Annotated in this window: 22 protein-coding genes; 17 read left to right on the forward strand and 5 right to left on the reverse strand. The window is 74.1% G+C overall.

All coding sequences use genetic code 11. From position 1 onward, the window contains the following. Positions 1-46: 46 nt before the first annotated feature. The 11 genes from narH to ETD83_RS00365 all read left to right on the forward strand — a co-directional run bounded on the left by narH (position 47) and on the right by ETD83_RS00365 (position 10485). Positions 47-1780 (forward strand): nitrate reductase subunit beta, encoded by a 1734-nt coding sequence (narH, locus tag ETD83_RS00315; RefSeq protein WP_138642984.1) that lies wholly within the window; start codon positions 47-49, stop codon positions 1778-1780. Beyond that, entirely contained in the window at positions 1777-2463 is a 687-nt protein-coding gene (gene narJ / locus ETD83_RS00320) for a nitrate reductase molybdenum cofactor assembly chaperone (protein WP_230420597.1), read from the forward strand. Before narH ends, narJ begins: the two co-directional genes overlap by 4 nt. Continuing rightward, a complete protein-coding gene (narI, locus tag ETD83_RS00325) occupies positions 2460-3179 on the forward strand; it encodes a respiratory nitrate reductase subunit gamma (protein WP_138642986.1) in 720 nt (239 codons plus the stop codon). The genes narJ and narI overlap by 4 nt, the downstream gene beginning before the upstream one ends. A gap of 102 nt (positions 3180-3281) precedes the next feature. Next, positions 3282-3671 carry a hypothetical protein gene (locus ETD83_RS00330; protein ID WP_138642988.1) on the forward strand — a complete coding sequence of 130 codons (390 nt, stop codon included), beginning with the start codon at positions 3282-3284 and terminating at the stop codon, positions 3669-3671. A 59-nt stretch (positions 3672-3730) separates the two neighbouring features. After that, on the forward strand, positions 3731-4609 hold the full coding sequence (locus ETD83_RS00335; RefSeq protein ID WP_138642990.1) for a Gfo/Idh/MocA family protein: 879 nt from the start codon (positions 3731-3733) through the stop codon (positions 4607-4609). 28 nt (positions 4610-4637) lie between these two features. Then, positions 4638-5033, forward strand: a complete 396-nt coding sequence (locus tag ETD83_RS00340) for a rhodanese-like domain-containing protein (protein ID WP_205717409.1) — start codon at positions 4638-4640, stop codon at positions 5031-5033. After that, positions 4985-6526, forward strand: coding sequence for an FGGY-family carbohydrate kinase (locus ETD83_RS00345; RefSeq protein ID WP_230420598.1), 1542 nt, complete (start codon positions 4985-4987; stop codon positions 6524-6526). Before ETD83_RS00340 ends, ETD83_RS00345 begins: the two co-directional genes overlap by 49 nt. Before the next feature lie 5 nt (positions 6527-6531). Further along, on the forward strand, positions 6532-8004 hold the full coding sequence (locus tag ETD83_RS00350; protein WP_138642993.1) for an FGGY-family carbohydrate kinase: 1473 nt from the start codon (positions 6532-6534) through the stop codon (positions 8002-8004). Between the two features lie 16 nt (positions 8005-8020). Further along, positions 8021-8635: a histidine phosphatase family protein gene (locus tag ETD83_RS00355; protein WP_138642995.1), complete on the forward strand. Its 615-nt coding sequence runs from the start codon at positions 8021-8023 to the stop codon at positions 8633-8635. Next, a complete protein-coding gene (locus ETD83_RS00360) occupies positions 8632-9690 on the forward strand; it encodes a 2-hydroxyacid dehydrogenase (protein ID WP_138642997.1) in 1059 nt (352 codons plus the stop codon). The genes ETD83_RS00355 and ETD83_RS00360 overlap by 4 nt, the downstream gene beginning before the upstream one ends. 303 nt (positions 9691-9993) lie before the next feature. Further along, on the forward strand, positions 9994-10485 hold the full coding sequence (locus ETD83_RS00365; protein WP_138642999.1) for a metallophosphoesterase family protein: 492 nt from the start codon (positions 9994-9996) through the stop codon (positions 10483-10485). Between the two features lie 11 nt (positions 10486-10496). Here ETD83_RS00365 and ETD83_RS00370 read toward each other — a convergent pair whose 3' ends face one another. Both ETD83_RS00370 and ETD83_RS00375 read right to left on the reverse strand, forming a co-directional pair. Next, positions 10497-10970, reverse strand: coding sequence for a DUF2752 domain-containing protein (locus ETD83_RS00370; protein ID WP_230420599.1), 474 nt, complete (start codon positions 10968-10970; stop codon positions 10497-10499). A 2-nt stretch (positions 10971-10972) separates the two neighbouring features. Then, positions 10973-11257 (reverse strand): CD225/dispanin family protein, encoded by a 285-nt coding sequence (locus ETD83_RS00375; RefSeq protein ID WP_138643001.1) that lies wholly within the window; start codon positions 11255-11257, stop codon positions 10973-10975. A 432-nt stretch (positions 11258-11689) separates the two neighbouring features. Here ETD83_RS00375 and ETD83_RS44135 point away from each other — a divergent pair, with 432 nt between their 5' ends. Beyond that, a complete protein-coding gene (locus ETD83_RS44135) occupies positions 11690-13516 on the forward strand; it encodes a hypothetical protein (protein WP_230420600.1) in 1827 nt (608 codons plus the stop codon). A gap of 7 nt (positions 13517-13523) precedes the next feature. Here the strand turns inward: ETD83_RS44135 and ETD83_RS00385 are convergent, their stop codons facing one another. Both ETD83_RS00385 and ETD83_RS00390 read right to left on the reverse strand, forming a co-directional pair. Then, complete coding sequence (locus tag ETD83_RS00385) at positions 13524-14462, reverse strand: MBL fold metallo-hydrolase (protein ID WP_138643003.1); 939 nt, start codon at positions 14460-14462, stop codon at positions 13524-13526. A 43-nt stretch (positions 14463-14505) separates the two neighbouring features. After that, positions 14506-15843 carry a DUF1015 domain-containing protein gene (locus ETD83_RS00390; RefSeq protein ID WP_329602654.1) on the reverse strand — a complete coding sequence of 446 codons (1338 nt, stop codon included), beginning with the start codon at positions 15841-15843 and terminating at the stop codon, positions 14506-14508. 72 nt (positions 15844-15915) lie between these two features. Here ETD83_RS00390 and ETD83_RS00395 point away from each other — a divergent pair, with 72 nt between their 5' ends. Both ETD83_RS00395 and ETD83_RS00400 read left to right on the forward strand, forming a co-directional pair. After that, positions 15916-16359 (forward strand): tetratricopeptide repeat protein, encoded by a 444-nt coding sequence (locus tag ETD83_RS00395; protein WP_230420601.1) that lies wholly within the window; start codon positions 15916-15918, stop codon positions 16357-16359. A gap of 20 nt (positions 16360-16379) precedes the next feature. After that, positions 16380-17381: an HAD-IIA family hydrolase gene (locus ETD83_RS00400; RefSeq protein WP_138643005.1), complete on the forward strand. Its 1002-nt coding sequence runs from the start codon at positions 16380-16382 to the stop codon at positions 17379-17381. 183 nt (positions 17382-17564) lie between these two features. Here ETD83_RS00400 and ETD83_RS00405 read toward each other — a convergent pair whose 3' ends face one another. Continuing rightward, on the reverse strand, positions 17565-17906 hold the full coding sequence (locus tag ETD83_RS00405) for an SCP2 sterol-binding domain-containing protein (RefSeq protein WP_138643006.1): 342 nt from the start codon (positions 17904-17906) through the stop codon (positions 17565-17567). Between the two features lie 115 nt (positions 17907-18021). On the opposite strand from ETD83_RS00405, the gene ETD83_RS00410 reads away from it, so the two are divergent. The 3 genes from ETD83_RS00410 (at position 18022) to ETD83_RS00420 (ending at position 20335) form a co-directional block, all read left to right on the forward strand. Beyond that, positions 18022-18375, forward strand: a complete 354-nt coding sequence (locus ETD83_RS00410; protein ID WP_205717410.1) for a hypothetical protein — start codon at positions 18022-18024, stop codon at positions 18373-18375. 9 nt (positions 18376-18384) lie between these two features. Continuing rightward, positions 18385-19188 carry a TlyA family RNA methyltransferase gene (locus ETD83_RS00415; RefSeq protein ID WP_138643007.1) on the forward strand — a complete coding sequence of 268 codons (804 nt, stop codon included), beginning with the start codon at positions 18385-18387 and terminating at the stop codon, positions 19186-19188. A 166-nt stretch (positions 19189-19354) separates the two neighbouring features. Next, positions 19355-20335 carry an NAD kinase gene (locus tag ETD83_RS00420; protein WP_138643008.1) on the forward strand — a complete coding sequence of 327 codons (981 nt, stop codon included), beginning with the start codon at positions 19355-19357 and terminating at the stop codon, positions 20333-20335. The last annotated feature ends 45 nt before the right edge of the window (positions 20336-20380 follow it).

Consider the following 20380-nt stretch of genomic DNA (forward strand, 5'->3'; position numbering starts at 1 on the left):
CGAAGCGTTCGGGGGGTCTGGGGGACCTTCCCCAGGAGGGACACGGATGCGGGTCATGGCGCAGATGGCGATGGTGATGAACCTCGACAAGTGCATCGGGTGCCACACCTGCTCGGTCACCTGCAAGCAGGCGTGGACCAACCGGTCCGGCGTGGAGTACGTGTGGTTCAACAACGTCGAGACGCGTCCCGGGCAGGGCTACCCCCGCCGCTACGAGGACCAGGAACGCTGGCGCGGCGGCTGGACGCTCAACCGGCGCGGGCGCCTCGCGCTCAAGGGCGGCGGCAGGCTCCGCAAGCTGCTGACCATCTTCGCCAACCCGAAGCTGCCGGGCATCGCCGACTACTACGAGCCCTGGACCTACGACTACGAAACCCTCACCAACGCCCCGCTGCAGGAGCACACCCCGGTCGCCCGCCCAAAGTCGCTGCTGTCGGGCAAGGACATGAAGATCTCCTGGTCGGCGAACTGGGACGATGACCTGGGCGGCTCGACCGAGCACGGTGACCAGGACGTGGTGCTGGCGCGGATCTCCGACAAGGTGAAGCTGGAGTTCGACCAGACCTTCATGTTCTACCTGCCGCGGATCTGCGAGCACTGCCTCAACCCGTCGTGCGCGGCGTCGTGCCCGTCCGGGGCGATCTACAAGCGGACCGAGGACGGCATCGTGCTCGTCGACCAGGACCGCTGCCGGGGCTGGCGGATGTGCGTGTCCGGCTGCCCGTACAAGAAGATGTACTTCAACCACCGCACCGGCAAGGCGGAGAAGTGCACGTTCTGCTTCCCGCGCGTCGAGGTCGGCATCCCCACCGTCTGCTCGGAGACCTGCGTGGGACGGCTGCGCTACATCGGCCTCGTCCTCTACGACGCCGACAAGGTGCTGGAAGCCGCGTCCACCCCCGATGACACCGGCCTGTACGAGGCGCAGCGCGAGGTGTTCCTCGACCCGAACGACCCGCGGGTCGTGGCCGCGGCCGAACGCGAGGGCATCCCCGGCGACTGGATCGAGGCGGCGCAGCGCTCCCCGGTGTACGCACTCATCAACACCTACAAGGTCGCGCTGCCGCTGCATCCCGAGTACCGGACGATGCCGATGGTCTGGTACATCCCGCCGCTGTCACCGGTGGTGGACGTCGTCCGCGACACCGGCCACGACGCCGAGAGCGCCGGGAACCTGTTCGCCGCGATCGACGCGCTGCGCATCCCCATCGAGTACCTGGCCGAACTGTTCACCGCCGGGGACACCGCGCCGGTCGACGCCGTCCTGCACCGCCTGGCCGCGATGCGCGCCTACATGCGCGACCTCAACCTCGGCCGCGACCCCGACGAGGCCATCCCCGCCCGCGTCGGGATGACCGGCGAGGCGATGTACGACATGTACCGGCTGCTGGCGCTCGCCAAGTACGACGAGCGGTACGTCATCCCCACCGCGCACGCCGAACAGGCCCACAACCTCGAAGAACTCGCCACCGACTGCGCGCTGAACTACGAGGGCGGGCCCGGCATGGGCGGCGCGGGCTCCGGCGGCGGGTCGGGGCCGTTCGGCGAGGCGTCCGGCGGCGCCAATCCGATCGCGGTGGAGAACTTCCACATGCTGCGCCAGCGGCAGACCGCCGACCATCCCGCAGACCCCGCCGACAAGCGGCACCGCGTCAACCTCCTCAACTGGGACGGCAAAGGCGCCCCCGCCGGACTCTTCCCCGCGCGGACCAAGGACGACGGCCCCGAAGGGAACCCGCCCGCCGACTCCGGCGACGCCGGAACGGAGCCGAAACCGTGAGGATCAGACCCGCGAGCAAGCCGGGCTTCACCGACGCCCAGCTCGCCACGGCGTGGCAGGCCGCGTCACTGCTGCTCGGCTACCCCGACGAGGAACTGCTCGGACGGCGCCCCCTGCTCCGCCGCGCCGCCATCGCGCTGCCCGCACCGGCCGGGACACCGCTGACCCGCTTCCTCGACCACCTGGACGCCACACCGCCGCCCGACCTGGCAGCCGACTACGTCGCCACGTTCGACCACCGCAAGCGCTGCTGCCTCTACCTCACCTACTACGCCTACGGCGACACCCGGAAACGTGGAATGGCGCTGCTGCGATTCAAGCAGGCGTACCAGGCGGCCGGGCTCGTCCTGGACGACACCGAACTTCCCGACCACCTCGCCGTGGTGCTGGAGTTCGCCGCGACCGGCGACCTCGCGGAAGGACGGCGCCTCCTCCTCGAATACCGCGCCGGACTCGAACTGCTGTGCCTCGCCCTCACCGAGTCCGCCTCGCCGTGGACGGCCGTCCTGGACGCCGTCGCCGCGACCCTCCCACCGCTCACCGGCCGCACCGAGGACGCCGTCGCCCGCCTCATCGCCGAAGGCCCGCCCGAAGAGCAGGTCGGCCTGGCACCCTATGGGCCCGGCGCCGCGGACTCCGGCCCCGTCCTCCTGCCCGACCCGGTCTTCGGAGGCCGCTCATGACAACCCTGCTCTGGGTCGCGCTGCCCTACGTCACCATCGCGGTGTTCGTCCTCGGGCACATCTGGCGGTACCGGTACGACAAGTTCGGCTGGACGACCCGCTCGTCCCAGCTCTACGAGAGCCGCCTGCTGCGCGTCGGCAGCCCGCTGTTCCACTTCGGCATCCTGGTCGTCCTGCTCGGCCACATCGGAGGACTGATCATCCCGGACCGCTGGACGGACGCCGTGGGAATCAGCGAGCACATGTACCACGTCATCGCGGTGACCCTCGGCACCATCGCGGGCTTCTGCACTCTGGCCGGCCTGGCCATCCTCATCTACCGGCGGCGCACCGTCGGCCCGGTCTTCTCCGCGACGACCCGCAACGACAAGCTCATGTACGCGGTGCTGACGCTGACCATCCTGCTCGGGCTGTCCGCCACCGTCGCCGCCAACCTCGTCGACGGCGGATACAACTACCGCGAGACGGTCTCACCCTGGTTCCGGTCGATCTTCTACTTCCAGCCCGACCCCGACCTCATGACCGGCGTCCCGATCCTGTTCCAGCTCCACGCCCTCAGTGCGCTCGCGCTGTTCTGCGTCTGGCCGTTCACACGCCTCGTGCACATGCTCACCGCCCCGGTCGGCTACCTCACCCGCCCTTACATCGTCTACCGCAGCCGCGACGAGCAACTCGGCATGCACCGCACCCCACGGGGATGGGAACGGATCAGCTGACTGGCCAGGCCAGGGGTGGTGCGGGATCCGGCGGGAGCGGGCGATAACGTCCCGTCGACCGGTTCCGATCACCCGTCCCGTCCTGTTGCCCGGAGGCCACTCGTGCTCGCCGTCACCGCCGCCGACGTCCGGATCTTCCTTCACGTGCTCGCCGCGACGATCTGGGTCGGCGGGCAGATCACGCTCGGCGCGCTCGTCCCGGCGCTGCGCGGCTACGAGGGCGTCACCAAGGTCGCCGCGCGCCGCTTCAGCACGATCGCCTGGCCCGCGTTCGGTGTCCTCGTGCTCACCGGCGTCTGGAACCTCACCGAGGGCAACCTGGGCGACGCCGCGCGGCCGACCCTGGAGGTGAAGCTGGTGTTCGTGCTGCTGTCCGGGTCCGCCGCGTTCCTGCACGCCCGCGCCACGTCCAAGGCCGGCCTCGCCGCCTGGGGCGCGCTCGGCGCGGTGGGCGCGCTCGCGGCGCTGTTCTTCGGCGTCCAGCTCGGCTGATCCGCGGCCGGGAGGTCCGGCGCACCGGCCGGGCGCGTAGATCGTCTAGGTTTGGCCCCATGAGCGACTCTGTGGCGGTGGGGCTGGTCGGCGCAGGGCCCTGGGCCCGGATGGTGCACGCGCCCGTGCTGGCGGCGGGGCCGTCCACGCGGCTGGCGGGCGTGTGGGCGCGGCGGCCCGAGGCGTCCGCCGAGCTGGCCGGCGAGCACGGCGCGCCCTCGTTCGCCCGGATCGAGGAGCTGTTCGACGCGTGCGAGGCCGTCGCGTTCTGCGTCCCGCCGGACGTGCAGGCCGACCTCGCCGCCCGGGCCGTCCGCGCGGGCAAGGCCGTCCTGCTGGAGAAGCCCCTCGCCATGGACCTGGACGGCGCCCGCCGCCTCGCGGACGCCGTCGCCGAGGCGGGCGCCGTCTCGCAGATGGTGTTCAGCATCCGCTACTCGCGCGCCGCCCGCGCCTTCGTCGAGCGGGCGCGCGACCTGGAGCCGTTCGGCGGCCTCGGCACGTTCATCGCGTCGGCGCTGAGGGGCGGGCCGTTCGCCACCCCGTGGCGGCTGGAGAAGGGCCCGCTGCTCGACTACGGCCCGCACATCATCGACCTCCTGGACGCCTCGCTCGGACGGGTCACCGCCGTCCACGCGCACGGTGACCGGCTGGCCTGGGTGGCGCTGACGCTGGAGCACGAGGGCGGCGCGACCAGCCAGGTGGCCCTGTCGATGGCGCGGGCGGACGACGACCCCGCCCCGCCCTGTGTCGAGGTCTACGGGCGGAAGGGGAACGCGCGGATCGACTGGAGCGAACTGGACGACGACGCGTTCCCGGCGATGGCCGCCGAGTTCGCCGCCGCCGTGCGCGGCGGGCCCCGGTCCCCGCTCGACGCCGCGCACGGCCTGCGCATCCAGGAGACACTCGCCGCGGCGGAGGTGCGGTTCACCAGCTGAGACCCGCCGGGATGCCATGCTGGACCCCATGGCTCGCACCATTGATGAGGTCCTCGCCGGCGCACGCGAACGGCTCGAACGCCTCGACCCGGCCCAGGCCCACGCGGAATCGCTCGACGGCGCGGTGCTGGTCGACATCCGCCCCGCCGCCCAGCGGGCGGACGAGGGCGAGGTGCCCGGCGCGCTGGTCGTGGAACGCAACGTCCTCGAATGGCGGTTCGACCCCACGTCCAGCGCCCGGCTGCCCCAGGCGACCGGGCACGGCCTGCGCGTCATCGTGCTGTGCTCCGAGGGCTACACCTCCAGCCTGGCGGCCGCGTCGCTGCACGACCTCGGGCTGACCCGCGCCACCGACGTCGTCGGCGGCTTCCGCGCGTGGCGCGCCGCCGGACTCCCGACGACCGCCGCCGGCCCGGCGGGCTGATGGCGGTCGTCTGCGTCGACGCCGGCACCACGATGATCAAGGCGGTGGGCTACGCCCCCGACGGCGCCGAGCTGGCCGTCGTCCGGCGGGCCACCGAGGTGGCACGGCCCGAGCCCGGCCACGCCGAGCAGGACATGGCGTCGGTCTGGCACGCCGTGGCGGACGCGGTCCGCGCGGTCACCGCGGAGATCGGCGGCGGCGTCGACCTGGTGGCGCTCACCGCGCAGGGCGACGGCGCCTGGCTGGTTGACGGCGACGGCGCCCCCACCGGCCCGGCGATCCTGTGGAACGACGGCCGCGCCGCCCCGATCGTGGCGGGCTGGGCGGCGTCCGGCGTGCTGGAGGAGGCGTTCCGCGTCAACGGGTCGCTGACCTTCGCGGGACTGCCGAACGCGATCCTGACCTGGCTCCGCGAGCACGACCCGGACCGGCTCGCCCGGTCGGCCGCGTCCCTGACCTGCGGCGGCTGGATCTTCTCCCGCCTCACCGGGGAGATCGCCGCGGACGGCTCGGACGCGTCCGCCCCCTTCACCGACATCGCCCGGCGCCGCTACTCCGACGCACTGCTCGGCCTCTACGGCATGGAATGGGCGCGGCGGCTCCTGCCCGAGCAGCGCGGCGACGACCGGCGCGCCGCCCCGCTGACCGCGCCCGCCGCGGACGGGCTCGGCCTCCCGCCCGGGATCCCCGTCGTGCTCGCCCCGTACGACATCGCGTCCACCGCGATCGGTGTCGGCGCCGTCGACACGGGCCAGTCCTGCACGATCCTCGGCACGACGCTGTGCACGGAGACGGTCGTGGACGCCCCGCGCCTCACCGGCGAACCGTCCGGCCTGACGGTCGCGATGGGGCTGCCGGGCCGCTACCTGCGGGCGTTCCCGACGCTCGCCGGCGGCCAGGTCGTCGACTGGGCCTGCCGCCTGCTCGGCCTCTTCATCCCCGCCGACCTCGCCGAACTCGCCGCCCGGGCCCCGGTGGGCGCCGACGGCCTGGTGTTCCTGCCCTACCTGTCGCCCGCCGGTGAGCGGGCCCCGTTCCTCGACCCGCACGCGCGCGGCGCGTTCCACGGCCTGACCGTCGACCACGAGCGCGAGCACATCGCCCGCGCCGTCCTCGAAGGGCTCAGCCTGGTCGTCCGCGACTGCCTGAGCGCGGCGGAGGCCCGTCCGACCGAGCTGCGCGTGAGCGGCGGCGGTTCGGCGAGCCCTGTGTGGCTGCGCATGCTGGCCGACGTCATCGGCGTCCCCGTCGTCCGGTCGGCGGACTCCGAGGCCGGGGCGCGGGGCGCGTTCATCGCCGGCCTGCTCGCCACCGGACGCGCCGGCGACGCGCGCGAGGCCGCCGACGCCTACGTCCGTCCGGGCGACACCTACGAGCCCGACCCTGGACGCGCCGCCCACTACGCGGAGGCTTACCAGGACTTCCTGGCCGTTCGCACCGCGACGGCGTCCGCGTGGCCCACCCTCGCTGACCTCCGCGCTCGCGGGGCGTGAGAGTCGTGCCCGGTGCGGAGGCCGTGTGGGTCGGGGTCGATCTCGGGACGCAGGGCGCCCGCGCGCTGGTGGTGACCGCGTCCGGCGACGTCGTCGGGTCCGGCGCCCGGAAGCTGACCGGGCGGCGGGACGGGCACCGCCACGAGCAGGACCCGGAGCACTGGTGGACGGCCGCGTCCGCCTCCTGCCGCCAGGCGCTCGTGGACGTCCCGGCCGAGGCGGTTCGGGCCGTCGCGGTCGACGGGACGTCCGGGACCGTCCTGCTCACCGACGACCGCGGGCATCCGCTGACCCCGGCGCTCATGTACGACGACACGCGCGCCGCCGGGCACGTCGACCGGGTGAACGACGCGGGCGGCGAGCTGTGGCGGCGGCTCGGCTACCAGCGCATGCAACCGTCCTGGGCGCTGCCGAAACTGCTGTGGCTGCTGGACCACCACACGGGCGGCGGCGCCCGGCTGGCGCACCAGGCCGACTTCGTGAACCGGCGGCTGACCGGCCACCCGGTGGCGGCGGATCTCAGCAACGCGCTGAAGACCGGCGCCGACCTCATCGCCGAGGCGTGGCCCGACGACGTCCTCGACGCGCTGGGCGTCCCCGCCGGACTGCTCCCTCCGCTTGAGCGGTCCGGCACGAGGCTGGGCGCGGTCTGCGCGCGCGCCGCCGAGGCGACCGGCATTCCCGAAGGAACCCCTGTCATCGCCGGGGCCACCGACGGATGCGCCGCCCAGCTCGGCGCGGGCCGGCTCGCCCCCGGCTCCTGGAACTCCGTCCTGGGCACGACGCTGGTCCTCAAGGGGGTCAGCGACGACCTCGTCCACGACCCGTTCGGCGTCGTCTACTCGCACAAGGCACCGGACGGGCGGTGGCTGCCCGGCGGCGCGTCCAGCACGGGCGCGGGCGCCATCGCCCGCGACTTCCCGGGTCGGGACCTCACCGACCTCGACCGCCGCGCCGCCGCGCACGAACCGTCCGCCGCGCTCACCTACCCGCTGGTCTCGGCGGGGGAACGGTTCCCGTTCCTCGCGCCCGGCGCCCGCGGGTTCCGGCTGGACGGCACGGACGATGAGGCCGACGACTTCGCGTCCGTCCTCCAGGGCGTCGGCTACCTCGAACGGCTCTGCTTCGACCACCTCGACCTGCTCGGCGCCCCCACCGGCGGGGACCTGACGCTCACCGGCGGGGCGGCGCGGAGCGAGTACTGGTGCCGGTTGCGCGCCGACATCCTCGGCCGCCCGGTCGTCGTGCCGAGACGGGCCGAGCCCGCGCTCGGCGCCGCCGTGCTCGCCGCGTCGCCCGGACGCGACGTCGCCGAGGTCGCGGCCCGGATGGTCGCGGTCAGGACGGTGATCGACCCGCGTCCGGAGAAGACCGGCCTGTTCGACGCCCCCTACCTGCGCCTGGTCGGCGAGGTGGAACGTCGCGGCTGGCTGCCCGCGGAGACCGCCGCGCACGCACGCGAGAGGACCCGCGCGTGAAAGGCGGAACCCTCCGATGACGCGTCTCGTCCTCGTCCGGCACGGGGAGACCGAATGGCACGCCGAGAACCGGTACGCCGGGACCAGCGACGTCGCGCTGACCCCGCGCGGGCTCGGCCAGGCCCGCGCGCTCGCCGCCTGGGCGCGGACGGCCCGGCCCGACGCGGTGTGGTGCTCGGACCTGACGCGCGCCCGGGAGACCGCGGCCCCGTCCGCCGCCGCGATCGGCGCGGAACCGCACGTCGACGGACGCCTCCGCGAACTCGACTTCGGCCAGGGCGAAGGACTCACGCGCGCCGACATGGAACGCAGGTTCCCCGACGCGCTGCGCGCCTTCCTGGCCGATCCCGTCGCCTGCCACCTGCCCGGCGGCGAGGACCCGAACGCGGCGGTGCGCCGCCACATCGCCTGCCTGGACGACATCGCCGCACGGCATCCCGGCGGCCGCGTCCTCGTCGTCGCGCATTCGACCGCGATCCGGCTCGTCCTGTGCGGGCTGCTGGGGATCCCGCTCCGGGACTACCGGCGGCGGTTCCCGACGCTCGGCAACTGCGCGCTGACCGAGATCCGGCTCCGCGACGGCGACGCCGCCCTGCTGGAGTTCAACACCCCGCTGGGGAGCCCTGAATGACGACCCGCGTCCTCGCGGCGGGCGACCATTTCGTCCGCAACGACCTGCTCATCGCCGCCCTGCGCGCGGAGGCGCCGGACGGCCTCGCGTTCACGGAGATCACGCTGCCGTGGCCGGTGGAGCCGTTCGGGCGCGTCGCCGAGGTGGACGAGGCGTCCGGCACCGAGGACGAGCTGATCGGGGCGCTGCGCGGCGCCGCGATCTGCGTCACCCAGATGGCACCCCTGACCAGGCGGATCCTGGACGCGTCCCCCGATCTGCGGCTGTTCGGCATCGGTCGCGGCGGCCCCGTCAACGCCAACCTGGACGCGGCGACCGAGCACGGCGTCGCCGTCTGCTACGCGCCCGGACGCAACGCGGGCGCGACCGCCGAGCACACCCTCGGGCTGATCCTCGCGGCGGCGCGGCGCATCCCGCAGACGCACGCCGACCTGCGCGCCGGGCACTGGGGCGGCGACCACTACCGCTACGGCGACGTCGGCATCGAGCTGTCCGGCAGCACGGCCGGCCTGGTCGGCTGCGGCGCGGTCGGCCGCCGCGTCGCCCGGATGCTCGCCGCGCTCGGCGCCCGCGTCCTCGTCCACGACCCGTACCTGGACGACCTCGGCGACTTGGGCGATCTCGCGGGCATCGTCGAGCCGGTGCCGCTGGACGAACTGCTCGCGCGGGCGCGGATCGTCTCGCTGCACGCCCGCGCCACGCCGGAGACCGCCGGGATGATCGGCGCCGCGCAGATCGCCGCGATGCCGCCCGGGTCGATCATCGTCAACTGCGCCCGCGGCTCGCTGCTGGACTACGAGGCGGTCTGCGACGCGGCCGAGTCCGGGCACCTGTCCGGCGCGGCCTTCGACGTCTTCCCCGAGGAGCCGGTCCCGCCGGGCTCACGGCTGCTGACCGTCCCGAACATCGTCGTCACCCCGCACCTGGCCGGTGCCAGCAAGCAGACCGCCGCCAACGCCGCCCGGATCATCGCCCGTGACGTCGGCCGCCACCTGCGCGGCGAGCCGCTCGTCCACTGCGCCAACCCGGAGGCGGCGGTGCGGGGGCCGGTGTAGGCGCGCGGGAGCGGCCGGGTCCCGGGGCCGGTGCAAGGGAGTGGTATCCACCTCGGGACCCGGTCGTCCCACTGCCCTCGCGGTGCTGGGTCGCCGTGTCGGAACGGCCGGGGGCGTACGGCCGGGAATCCTCCTGGACGAAACGCGAGGAATTCCGAGCCTAACTCCGGCCGTCAGCGCTTCGTAATGACAGGGTGCTTACAGTTGTTTCCCACTGGTGTATAGGGCGCGCCGTGGCAAAATCACCCGTCGGAATCGTTTCCAGCGGGCGATGGGGCCGACGCCCAGACCACAATGGGACACATGAGAGCCGTGGTCGTCTCCGACACCCACGCGCCCCGGCGCTGGAAGTCGTGCCCGCCGCGGGTGGCCGGGCACCTGCGCGGCGCCGACGTGATCCTGCACGCGGGCGACGTGTGCACGGCGTCCGTCCTGGACGAGCTCGCGGAGTACGCGCCCGTCCACGCCGTCCTCGGCAACAACGACGGGCCGGACGTCGCCGAATGGGGCGCCCCCGAACGCCTCGAACTCGACCTGGACGGCCTCGCGGTCGCGATGGTCCACGACAGCGGCCAGGCCAGCGGCCGCACGGCCCGGATGCGCCGCTGGTTCCCCGGCGCCGACCTCGTCGTGTTCGGGCACTCGCACATCCCGCTGGACGAGACCGGCGACGGCGTCCGCGTCTTCAACCCCGGATCGCCCACCGACCGGCGCCGCCAGCCCCACGGCACCATCGGCCTCCTCGACATCCGCGCCGGCCGCCTCACCGCCGCGAGAATCGTCGCCGTCACCTGACCCCGGCCGGGTCACGCGGCGAGGAACGAACCGAACGGCAGATTGCGCACCAGCCAGAACAGCAGAATGGTCCCGAGAAGCGTCCAGATAAGCGCGGGATGGGACGCCTTCGTCCGGGTGGGGCGGTCCTGAGCCCGCGCCAGCGCCCACCGGACCCAGAAGAACGCCAGGAGCGGGACCGCCGCCACCGTGAGGACGTTCAGCCCGAGGGCGTCGTCGATCCGGGCATGGGCGAGGGCGTGGACGGTCCGCATCGAGCCGCAGCCCGGGCACTGCAGCCCGGTCACCGAGAGGAACGGGCAGGTCGGGTAGTGGCCGTCCTCGTTCGGGTCGACCGCGGCGACGTACGCGACGGCCGTGACGGCGGCGGCCAGGACGGCGCCCGGCCGCAGCAGGCGGAGCGCCCCCGCGACCGCGGCGCGGTCGCGGGGCTCCCCCCGGGCCCCGCCCGGGCGTGGCGGGGCCGCCCGGCGGTCGGGCGCCATCGTCAGCTGCCGCTTGAGAGGGTGTAGAAGAACGACAGGACGCCGGCGAGCAGGCCCAGGACGACGGTCACGATGATCCACGTCTTGGCGTTGCTGGACGCCTTGTACGCGCCGGCCTGGTCACCGGCGGCCCACTTGGAGTTGACCTGCGAGGAGAAGACGATCGACACGATCCCGACGGGAATGCAGCACAGGATCGTCGCCAGGATCGACCAGACCAGGTAGTTCGGGGGCGGGCTGCCCGCGCCGTACTCGGGGCCGGTGGGCGGCGGCGGTGGGTAGGACATCGATGAACCTCCGTGCGTGGGCTGGGTAATCCAAGTAGGTAGATGGTCGCCGCGGACGTCAAGTTCCCGGCAAGACGCGGGAATCCGTCCGGCATGGCCGGGCCGGGGGATCGATTTGACGCGGCGCCCCGGGAGAGCGTAGCTTGACCGGCCGCGTCCGATCACCTCGCGATGCTGGAAAAAGGCCCCGCCTTGACAATCGGGCCGGATCTGATGGAATGGCGGGTCGGCTGTATTCGGCGGGAATGGACGCCGAAAGCGCTGTGCGGAAGCCTTCCGCGAGATGATTTTTTCGCACCCTTTTCACTAATCGCCGTGACGAACGGGCCGTGTCGATTTCGGGCCGCCGTCGGCGCATGTCGTGGAGCCGCAAAGTAGGCTGCAGGGGTTGCAAGGATCCACGAACCATCTTCGAGAACAGTGACGGACGTGATGAGCGCGGAAGAGGACGCCCGCGGCGGCGATGACCGTGAGCGGCGGGGCGATGACGGGAGGCGGAAACCGCCCGCCCGTCGTGGGGGAGACGCCCGTGGCGGGCCGGGTGGCCCCGGCTCCCGCAAGGGCGGCGGTCCTCGGGGAAGCGCCCCCCGCGCAGGCGGGCCCCGCGCCGGCGGCCCGAAAGCGGGCGCACCCCGTGCGGGCGGCCCCAAAGCGGGCGGGCCTCGCGCCGGCGGTCCGAAGGGGGGCGGGCCCCGTGCGGGCGGCCCCAAGACGGGCGGGCCTCGCGCCGGCGCCCCGAAGGCGGGCGGGTCCCGCCCGGCCGGGCCGAAGGGCGACCGCGGTCGCCCGAGCGGCGGCGGCCGTCCGAGCGGCGGCGGCCGTCCGAGCGGCGGCGGCCGTCCGAGCGGCGGCGGCTGGAAGGACCGGGAGGCGCGCGGCAAGCGCGACGACCGCACGCCCGGCCGTCCGTTCAAGCGCTCCGACGACCGGCGCGGCGATGCACGCGAAGGACGCTCCGACGACCGCCGTGAGAGCCGTCCCGGCGGTCCGCGCGGTGAGCGGCGGGAAGGACGCCCCTCCGGCCCCCGCGGCCCTCGCACCGGCCAGGGCCAGGGGCGATGGCAGGGCGGCGGCGGTCAGCGTCCGAGCGGCGGCGGGCCGCGTCGCGACGGGCGTCCGGGCGGTTCCCGGACGGGTGGCGGCGGCCAGGGCGAGCGCCGGTACGAGGGACGTCCGCAGGGCCGCCGGTTCCAGGACCGCGACGAGCGCGGCGGCCGCGACGAGCGCCGTCCCGGCAGCGGCGGCGGGCGCCGGTTCGAGGGCAGGCGCGAAGGGCGCCCGGGAGACCGCGACCGGCGCGGCGGCGGACGCCCCTACGGCCCGCCCCGCGACCGCGACGACCGCCGGACGCGTTCCGACGAGCGGGAACGTCCGGCGCCGAAGCACGACGACCCGCTCCTGCCGGACGACGTCACCGGCGAGGAACTGGACACCGACGCCCGCGTCGAGCTGCGCACGCTCCCGAAGGACCTGGCCACGAAGGTCGCCCGGCACCTGGTGATGGCGGGAAGGCTCGCCGACGAGGAGCCCGAGCAGGCCTACAAGCACGCCCGGGCCGCGCGGCGGCTCGCGTCGCGGGTCGGGGTCGTCCGGGAGGCGGCGGGCATCGCGGCCTACCACGCGGGCGAATGGGCGGAGGCGCTCGCGGAGCTGCGGGCCGCGCGGCGGCTGAGCACCGGCGACGACGCGTACCTTCCGCTGATGGCCGACTGCGAGCGCGGCCTCGGCCGTCCCGAACGCGCCCTGGACCTGATCAAGTCGCCGGAGGCCGCGAAGCTCGACGCGATGGGACGCGTCGAGCTGCGCATCGTGGAGTCCGGCGTGCGCCGCGACCTCGGGCAGCATGACGCGGCCGTCGTGACGCTGCAGATCCCCGAGCTCCGCGACCGCCGGCTCCGGCCGTGGTCGACGCGCCTGTTCTACGCCTACGCGGACGCGCTTGCGGAGGCCGGTCGCGACGTCGAGGCGGCCGACTGGTTCGCCCGGGCCGCCGCGGCCGACCGGGACGGCGAGACCGACGCCGCCGAACGCTACGCCGAACTCGACGGCCTCCACATCGTCGACACCGAAGATGCCGAAGATGCCGAGGAGGCCGAAGAAACCGGGGAAGAAGCCGAGGACGCGTCGCCGGTCGACATCGAGTTCAGGCCCCCCGAGCCCGAGACGGAGGAGGCGCCGGACGAGGCGGCCCCCGAGGCGCCGGTGCTGTTCCTGGAGCCGAAACCGGAAGGCGAGGAGCACCCTCCGCAGGGGGAGTGACGCGCCGTCAGGCGTGCCTGTTCAGGGCGTGCATGATGCCCGCGACGTTGCTCTCGGCGCTGTTCAGCACCTCGTACTTGGCGGCCAGTTCCGGGTCGGCGCCGTCGCTCGTGATGGCGTAGCGGTCCTTGGTGCGGTCCACGACCATCGCAACGGCGTGGTCGAGGTCGAGGCCCCGGTCCCTGGCGTCCCGGACGGTGTCGACCCAGATCCGCAGCTCCTCCGCGGACCGCTCCAGCGTCTCGCCGACCTCCCGCACGGGCCCGTAGTGCGCGAACAGCAGCCGCTGCGGGCCCAGCGCCCGGAACCGGCCGAGCGACGCGAGGGCGGCGCCGAGGTCGAAGTCCGGCGGCGGCGTCGCGGGGCGCACGTCCGCGGTCTCGGGGATGTAGATCCCGGCGGCGTCGCCGACGTACAGGTCGCCGGTCCGCGAGTCCATCAGGCCGACGTGGTGCTTGGCGTGGCCGGGGGAGTAGTGCGACTCCAGGCGCCGTCCGCCGCCGAGATCGACGGCGCCGGTGTCCTCGACGGCCCGGATCCGCGCCGCGTCCGTCGGCTTCAGCTCGCCGAACAGCGTGTCGAGGCTGTCGCCGTACACCATCCGGGCGCTGCGCATGAGCCGCTCCGGGTCCACCAGGTGCCGGGCGCCCTTCTCGTGGACGACGACCTCCGCGCGCGGGTACATCCGGGCGATGTCCCCGACGCCGCCCGCGTGGTCGAGATGGATGTGGGTCACCACGACGGACGCCAGATCGTCCGGCCCGACGCCCAGCTCCCGCAGCGCCCGCCGCACGACCGGGGCCGAGCCGGACGTGCCGGGCTCCACCAGGCACGGCCGGTCGGACAGGATCAGGTATCCGGCGGTGATCCCGGTGTAGCCCGCCATCCGCGTGTCGATCTCGTAGACGTCCCCGCCGAGCGGTGTGATCGTGGTCGTGGTGTCCATCGTCCGATGATCGCCCCCACCCGGCCGGGCGGGCCACCCGCCCCTAGGTGTCGAGCAGGCGCAGGACGAGGCCGGTGCGGGGCTTCGGGCCGAACGAGGTGGACTTGCGGGGCACGCGTTCGCCCTCGCCCGCGACGGCGAGGACGTCCTCGACCCTCAGCGGGTTCAGGATGACGGCCGTCCCGCCGGTGCGCCGCGCGCGGTCGATGGCGGCGGACGCGTCGTGGTGCACGATGTCGATCGCGTTCTCGTTCTCCGGGACGTTCCAGACGTTCCCGATGAGGAGATGGTCGAGGACGGCCGTGTCGAGCCCGCGCCAGCGCGGCGAATGCTCGGACGGCATGGAACGGCCCAGCGCGTCGGGATCAGGCTCGGTGAGCAGATACAGGGAGTCGCCGCCGCCGATCAGGAATGCGGGACGCGGCGCCCCGGCGAGCGCCTCCAGCGCTGCGGCCTCGTCCGGGAAGGCGGTGACGCGGAAGACCTCGCGGGCGCGTTCCACGGCCCGGTCGGGACAGAGGCCGGGCAGGACGCGGTGGATCGCGTCCAGATTCGGCGGAAAGCGCGTGGAGTCGACGAGCATGGCCAGGCCCGCGTCCCAGGGCCCGGCGCCGTCGCCGCCGGAGCGGCGCCGGGCCTGCAGCGCGCGGTAGGTGGCGTACCTGTGGTGGCCGTCGGCGATGAGCGCCTGCTTGTCGCGCAGGTCTGCGGCGACACGCGCGTGCAGGGCGGGGTCGTCGATGCGCCACAGCCGGTGGGAGAGCCCGTCGTCCGCGAAGAACTCCATCAGCGGCGTCCCGGCGGTCGCGTCGTCGACGATCCGCGCCGCGTCGCCGCCGCCCTCGTACACCAGGAAGATCGGCTCCAGGTTGGCGTTCGCGGCGGTCATCAGCGCGAGCCGGTCGCGGACGGGACCGGGGAAGACGTTCTCGTGCGGCAGGACGACCCCGTCCGACTCCGCGCGCAGCCCCAGGGCGCCGATCAGGCCGCGCTGCAGGACCGTGCCGCCGTCGGCCGCCTCGTAGACGTACAGGGCCGGGTCGGCGTCGATGGTGAGCGCGCCCTCGTCCAGCCACCGGCGCAGCCGCCGCCCCGCCGTGGCGTAGCTCTCCCCGGCCGCGCGCGGCAGGTTCAGCCGGACGATGTTGTGCCCGCCGCCCGCCAGCAGCCGCGTCGCCGCCGCGTCGTCGATCAGGTCGTACGGGGGCATGGTCACCGCCGCCAGGTCACCGGCGACCTCGGGGACGAACCGGACGCCGCGGAACGGGGCCAGCTCCAGCCCCCCGCCCGTCCGCGGCCCGGACGTCCCGAAGACGCGGGCGCTGAACTCCTCCGGGTCGAGCCCGTCCGGGTCGAGTTCGGAGGGGAGGTCATCGTCCATCCTGGGCATGCTAATGGTCGGAGGGCGTCCGGGGGCTTGGCGGGTACGGTCGAATTCCGAGGGGAGGTCCACATGAATCATCAAGGGCCCGAAAGGCCGGAGGATTCCCTGCGGGACGACCCCGGCGAGCATCCCGACCCGCCCGCGGGCGGCGTCTACGAGTGGTACACCCGCGGGCTTGAGCTGCTCAGGGCCGGCAGCGCGGCGGCGGCGCTGCAGCTGCTGACCAGGGCCGCCGACGCCGAGCCCCGGTCGCACAGCATCCGCGAGGCGCTCGCCCGCGCCCAGTTCGGGGTGCGGCAGTTCGGCGCGGCGGCGGAGAGCTTCCGGTGGATCGTCGAGGAGGAGCCCGCCGAGGACTACGCCCGGTTCGGGCTCGGCCTCGCCCTCAGCCGGATGGGCGACTTCGAGGGCGCGGTGGAGCATCTGGCGCTCGCCGCGGCGATGCGTCCCGAGAACCGCGACTACGCGAAGGCGCTCCAGCACGCCAGGGCCACCCTCAAGTTCCGGCGCTGAACGTGGAGGTCAGGAGCTTCATGAAAGGCAGCGACCGGCCCCTGTGCGAGGCGTACGACGTCGCCCTGCTCGACCTCGACGGGGTCGTCTACATCGGCCGCAGGCCCGTCCCGGCGGCGGCCGAGTCGCTCGCCAAGGCCCGCGCGGCGGGGCAGCGGCTGGCGTTCGTGACCAACAACGCCTCGCGGACCCCGTCCGCCGTGGCCGAACTGCTGACCCACGTGGGCGTCCCGGCTGACGCGAAGGACGTGGTGACCTCCGCCCAGGCCGCGGCCCGGCTGCTCGCCGAGCGGCTGCCCGCCGGGTCCGAGGTGCTCGTGGTCGGCGGCATGGGCCTGCGGCACGCCCTGTACGCGCAGGGCCTGCGCCCGGTGTCGACCGCGGCCGGACGGCCCGCCGCCGTCGTCCAGGGCTTCCACCCGGACATCGGGTACGGGCTGCTGTCCGAGGGCGCGCAGGCCGTCAGCGGAGGCGCGCTGTTCGTCGGCTCCAACGGCGACCTGACCATCCCCGGCGGCGACGGGCCCCCGCATCCGGGGAACGGCTCCCTGCTCCGCGTGATCAGCTCCGCGACCGGCGTCGAGCCGATCGTCACCGGCAAGCCCGAACGGCCGCTGCACCAGGAGTCGGTCCTGCGCACCGGCGCGCGGCGCCCGCTCGTGGTCGGCGACCGCCTCGACACCGACATCGAGGGCGCCCGCAACGGCGACGCCGACAGCCTCCTGGTGTTCACCGGCGTCACCGACCCGATGCAGGCCCTCACCGCCCCGCCGAACCGGCGGCCCGCGTACCTGGCCCCCGACCTGACGGGCCTCCTCGTCCCGCACCCGGAGATCGTCCGGGAGGCCGACGCCCACCACTGCCACGGCTGGACGGCCGGTCGCGACGGCGAATCCTTCACAATCGAAGGCTCAGGCGACCCCTACGACGGCCTCCGCGCCCTGGCCTCCGCCGCCTGGGAATCAGAAACACCCCCGCCGGCGAAGGCCCTCAAGAGCGCCCTGGAGCGCCTCGGCCTGTGACGACCTGAGCCACCGCAGAACCACGCAACGACCTCAACGCCTGCGATCGCGACCGAAGGCAGGTTTCGAGCCTGCGAGAAACCTGATCGCGCAGCGAGCCGCCAGGCGAGCCGGAGCGACGCAGCGATCGCGCCACGTTTTTCGACGATGGAGGGCCGCCAGGCCCGAAGGAGGAGAAGAATGCTAAAGCAGCTTGCGGAGGCGGAGGAGGTCGAAGATGCTCGCCTCGATCTTGAGCCTGCCCTCGGCCCACGCCCTGGTGGGGTGCAGCTCGTCGGCGGCCATGGCGACGAGGTCGTCGCTGTTCACCGTGAGGCGGACCTGCGCGTCCCCCGGGTCGCCGTCTAGCTCGAACGGGTCGAGACCGCCCGCGTGGAGCCGGGTGCGGTAGGCCAGCCCGAGGTCAGGGACGTGGCAGCTGATCGTCCGCTCGACCACGTGCTCGGCGAGCCGGTCGGCGTCCACCTCCGCCAGGCGGGCCGTGATGCGGCCGAGCGCCGCGCGGCACTCCTCCTCGTTCGCCATGGTCAGGCCGTTCCCCGTTCCCTCGACAACGATGTCGTTCAGGGACGGTAGCGTTCAGGATGAGCCGGAAGCGACTCGCACGCGGGCGCGGAGGGACTACTGGGAGGTAAACGTGATGTCCGACGAGGCCGCGGAGGAGCCGGTGGTCCCGGCCCTGGAGCGGGCACCGGAGCCGCGGCCCGCCCCGGAGGAGGCGGAGTTCCCGGCCGTCCCGCCGCCCGACCCGACCGGCGACCCGCGCGTGGACGCCGCCGTCGCCCGCCTCGGCGAGCTCGGCGCGCTGTCCGTTCCCGGGCACGTGGAGATCTACGAGGACGTCCACCAGCGGCTGCAGGAGCTCCTCGCCTCCGCCGACCAGGACGAGCCCCAGCCGCCGCAGCCCGCGCAGCCGCCGCAGCCCGCGCCATCGCCGCAGGTGCCGCGGCCGGCGCGGCCCGCCTTCCCCGACGCGCTGCGCCCGCGTCCATGAGCCGGGCCGATGAGCACTAGGCGCCGCCTGGACGCGGAGCTGGTCCGGCGCGGCCTGGCGCGGTCGCGGGAGCAGGCGGGCCGGCTGATCGATGACGGGCGGGTCCGGGTCGGCGGGCGGACGGCGGAGAAGGCGGCCACGCAGGTGGAGACCGGCGCCGCGATCGTCGTCGCGGACGCCGACGAAGGCCCCGACTACGTCTCGCGCGGCGGGCACAAGCTCGCCGGCGCGCTCCAGGCGTTCGCGGGCCTGGACGCCAAGGGCCGTGTGTGCCTGGACGCGGGCGCGTCCACCGGCGGGTTCACTGACGTCCTGCTGCGGGCCGGAGCCGCGCACGTGTACGCGGTGGACGTCGGCTACGGGCAGATCGCCTGGTCCCTCCGCACGGACGAGCGCGTCACCGTCCTGGAGCGGACGAACATCCGCGACCTGCGCCCGGACATGCTCGGCGCCACCTCTCCTGACCTCGTCGTCGGCGACCTGTCGTTCATCTCGCTGAAGCTCGTCCTCGGGCCGGTGCGCGCGTGCGCGGCGCCCGGCGCCGACTTCGCGATGATGGTGAAGCCGCAGTTCGAGGTCGGCAAGGACCGGGTCGGCGCGGGCGGCGTCGTCCGCGACCCCGACCTGCGCGCCGACGCGGTGCGGGGCGTCGCCGAACACGCGCGCGCGCTCGGCCTCGGCGTCCGCGGGGTGACTGCGAGCCCGCTGCCCGGCCCGTCCGGGAACGTGGAGTACTTCCTGTGGCTGCACGCGGAGGCCCCGCCGCTGGACGAGGCCGACCTCGCCAAGGCCATCGCGGACGGCCCGCAATGATCGTCTTCGGGCCGCGGCGCGTACAGAAGGCGTCCGAACCGGGAACGTCCCTACGGGGGATGTTCGTCCAGACGTCGTATCCAGTGAGCGGAGCGAGGCGGGGGGTGTGGGGGGTCGCCTCCCACAGGGAAGCACGCGTGAACGCGGCGGGGAGTGGGGCGAGAGCATGAGCAAGAGGTCGGTGCTGGTCGTCACGCACACCGGGCGGCCCGAGGCGGTCCGCAGCGCGCAGCTGGTCATCGAGCGGCTCAGCGAGGCCGGGATCTGCGTCCGGGTCCTGGACGGCGAGGCCGCCGCGATCGGCGCCACGGGCGTGGACGTCATGCCGAGCAACGCGGCGGCCGCCGAGGACGCCGAGGTCGTCATGGTCCTCGGCGGGGACGGGACGCTGCTGCGCGCCGCCGACCTGACCCGCTCCGCCGGGACCCCGCTGCTCGGCGTCAACCTCGGCCACGTCGGGTTCCTCGCGGAGGCGGAGCGCGACGACCTCGCCGCCACCGTCGACCGGGTCGTGACCCGCCGCTACGACGTCGAGGAGCGGATGACCGTCGACGTCACCGCCCGCCTCAACGGCACCGTCATGGGCGCGACGTGGGCGCTGAACGAGGCGAGCATCGAGAAGGCCGAGCGGGAGCGGATGCTGGAGGTCGTCGCCGAGATCGACGGGCGCCCGTTGTCGAACTGGGGCTGCGACGGGGTGGTGTGCGCGACGCCGACCGGGTCGACCGCGTACGCGTTCTCCGCCGGTGGCCCCGTGGTGTGGCCGGAGGTCGAGGCGATGCTGGTCGTCCCGATCAGCGCGCACTCGCTGTTCGCGCGCCCGCTGGTGGTGTCGCCGCGCTCGCTGGTCGCGGTGGAGGTGCTGCCAGGCACGCCGCGGGCCGTCCTGTGGTGCGATGGGCGCCGCACGCTCGACCTGCCGCCCGGCGTCCGGGTCGAGGTCCGGCGCGGCGCCGAGCCGGTGCGGCTCGCCCGGCTGCACCTCACCCCGTTCACCGACCGGCTCGTGACGAAGTTCGGGCTGCCCGTGACGGGCTGGCGCGGCCGGGTCAGGCAGCCGGCGTATCCGTCGCCTCCGCTGGAGGACTCGCAAGTCTCCGACGCCCCGCCCATCGGCGGGGAGGCGTCCGGCGATCAGAGGGGATAATCTCCACTGGCACTAATCCGACGAAGTCGCCCGGGGGGTGCTGGG

This window comes from Actinomadura soli (assembly GCF_005889715.1).
Classification (GTDB): Bacteria; Actinomycetota; Actinomycetes; order Streptosporangiales; family Streptosporangiaceae; genus Spirillospora; species Spirillospora soli.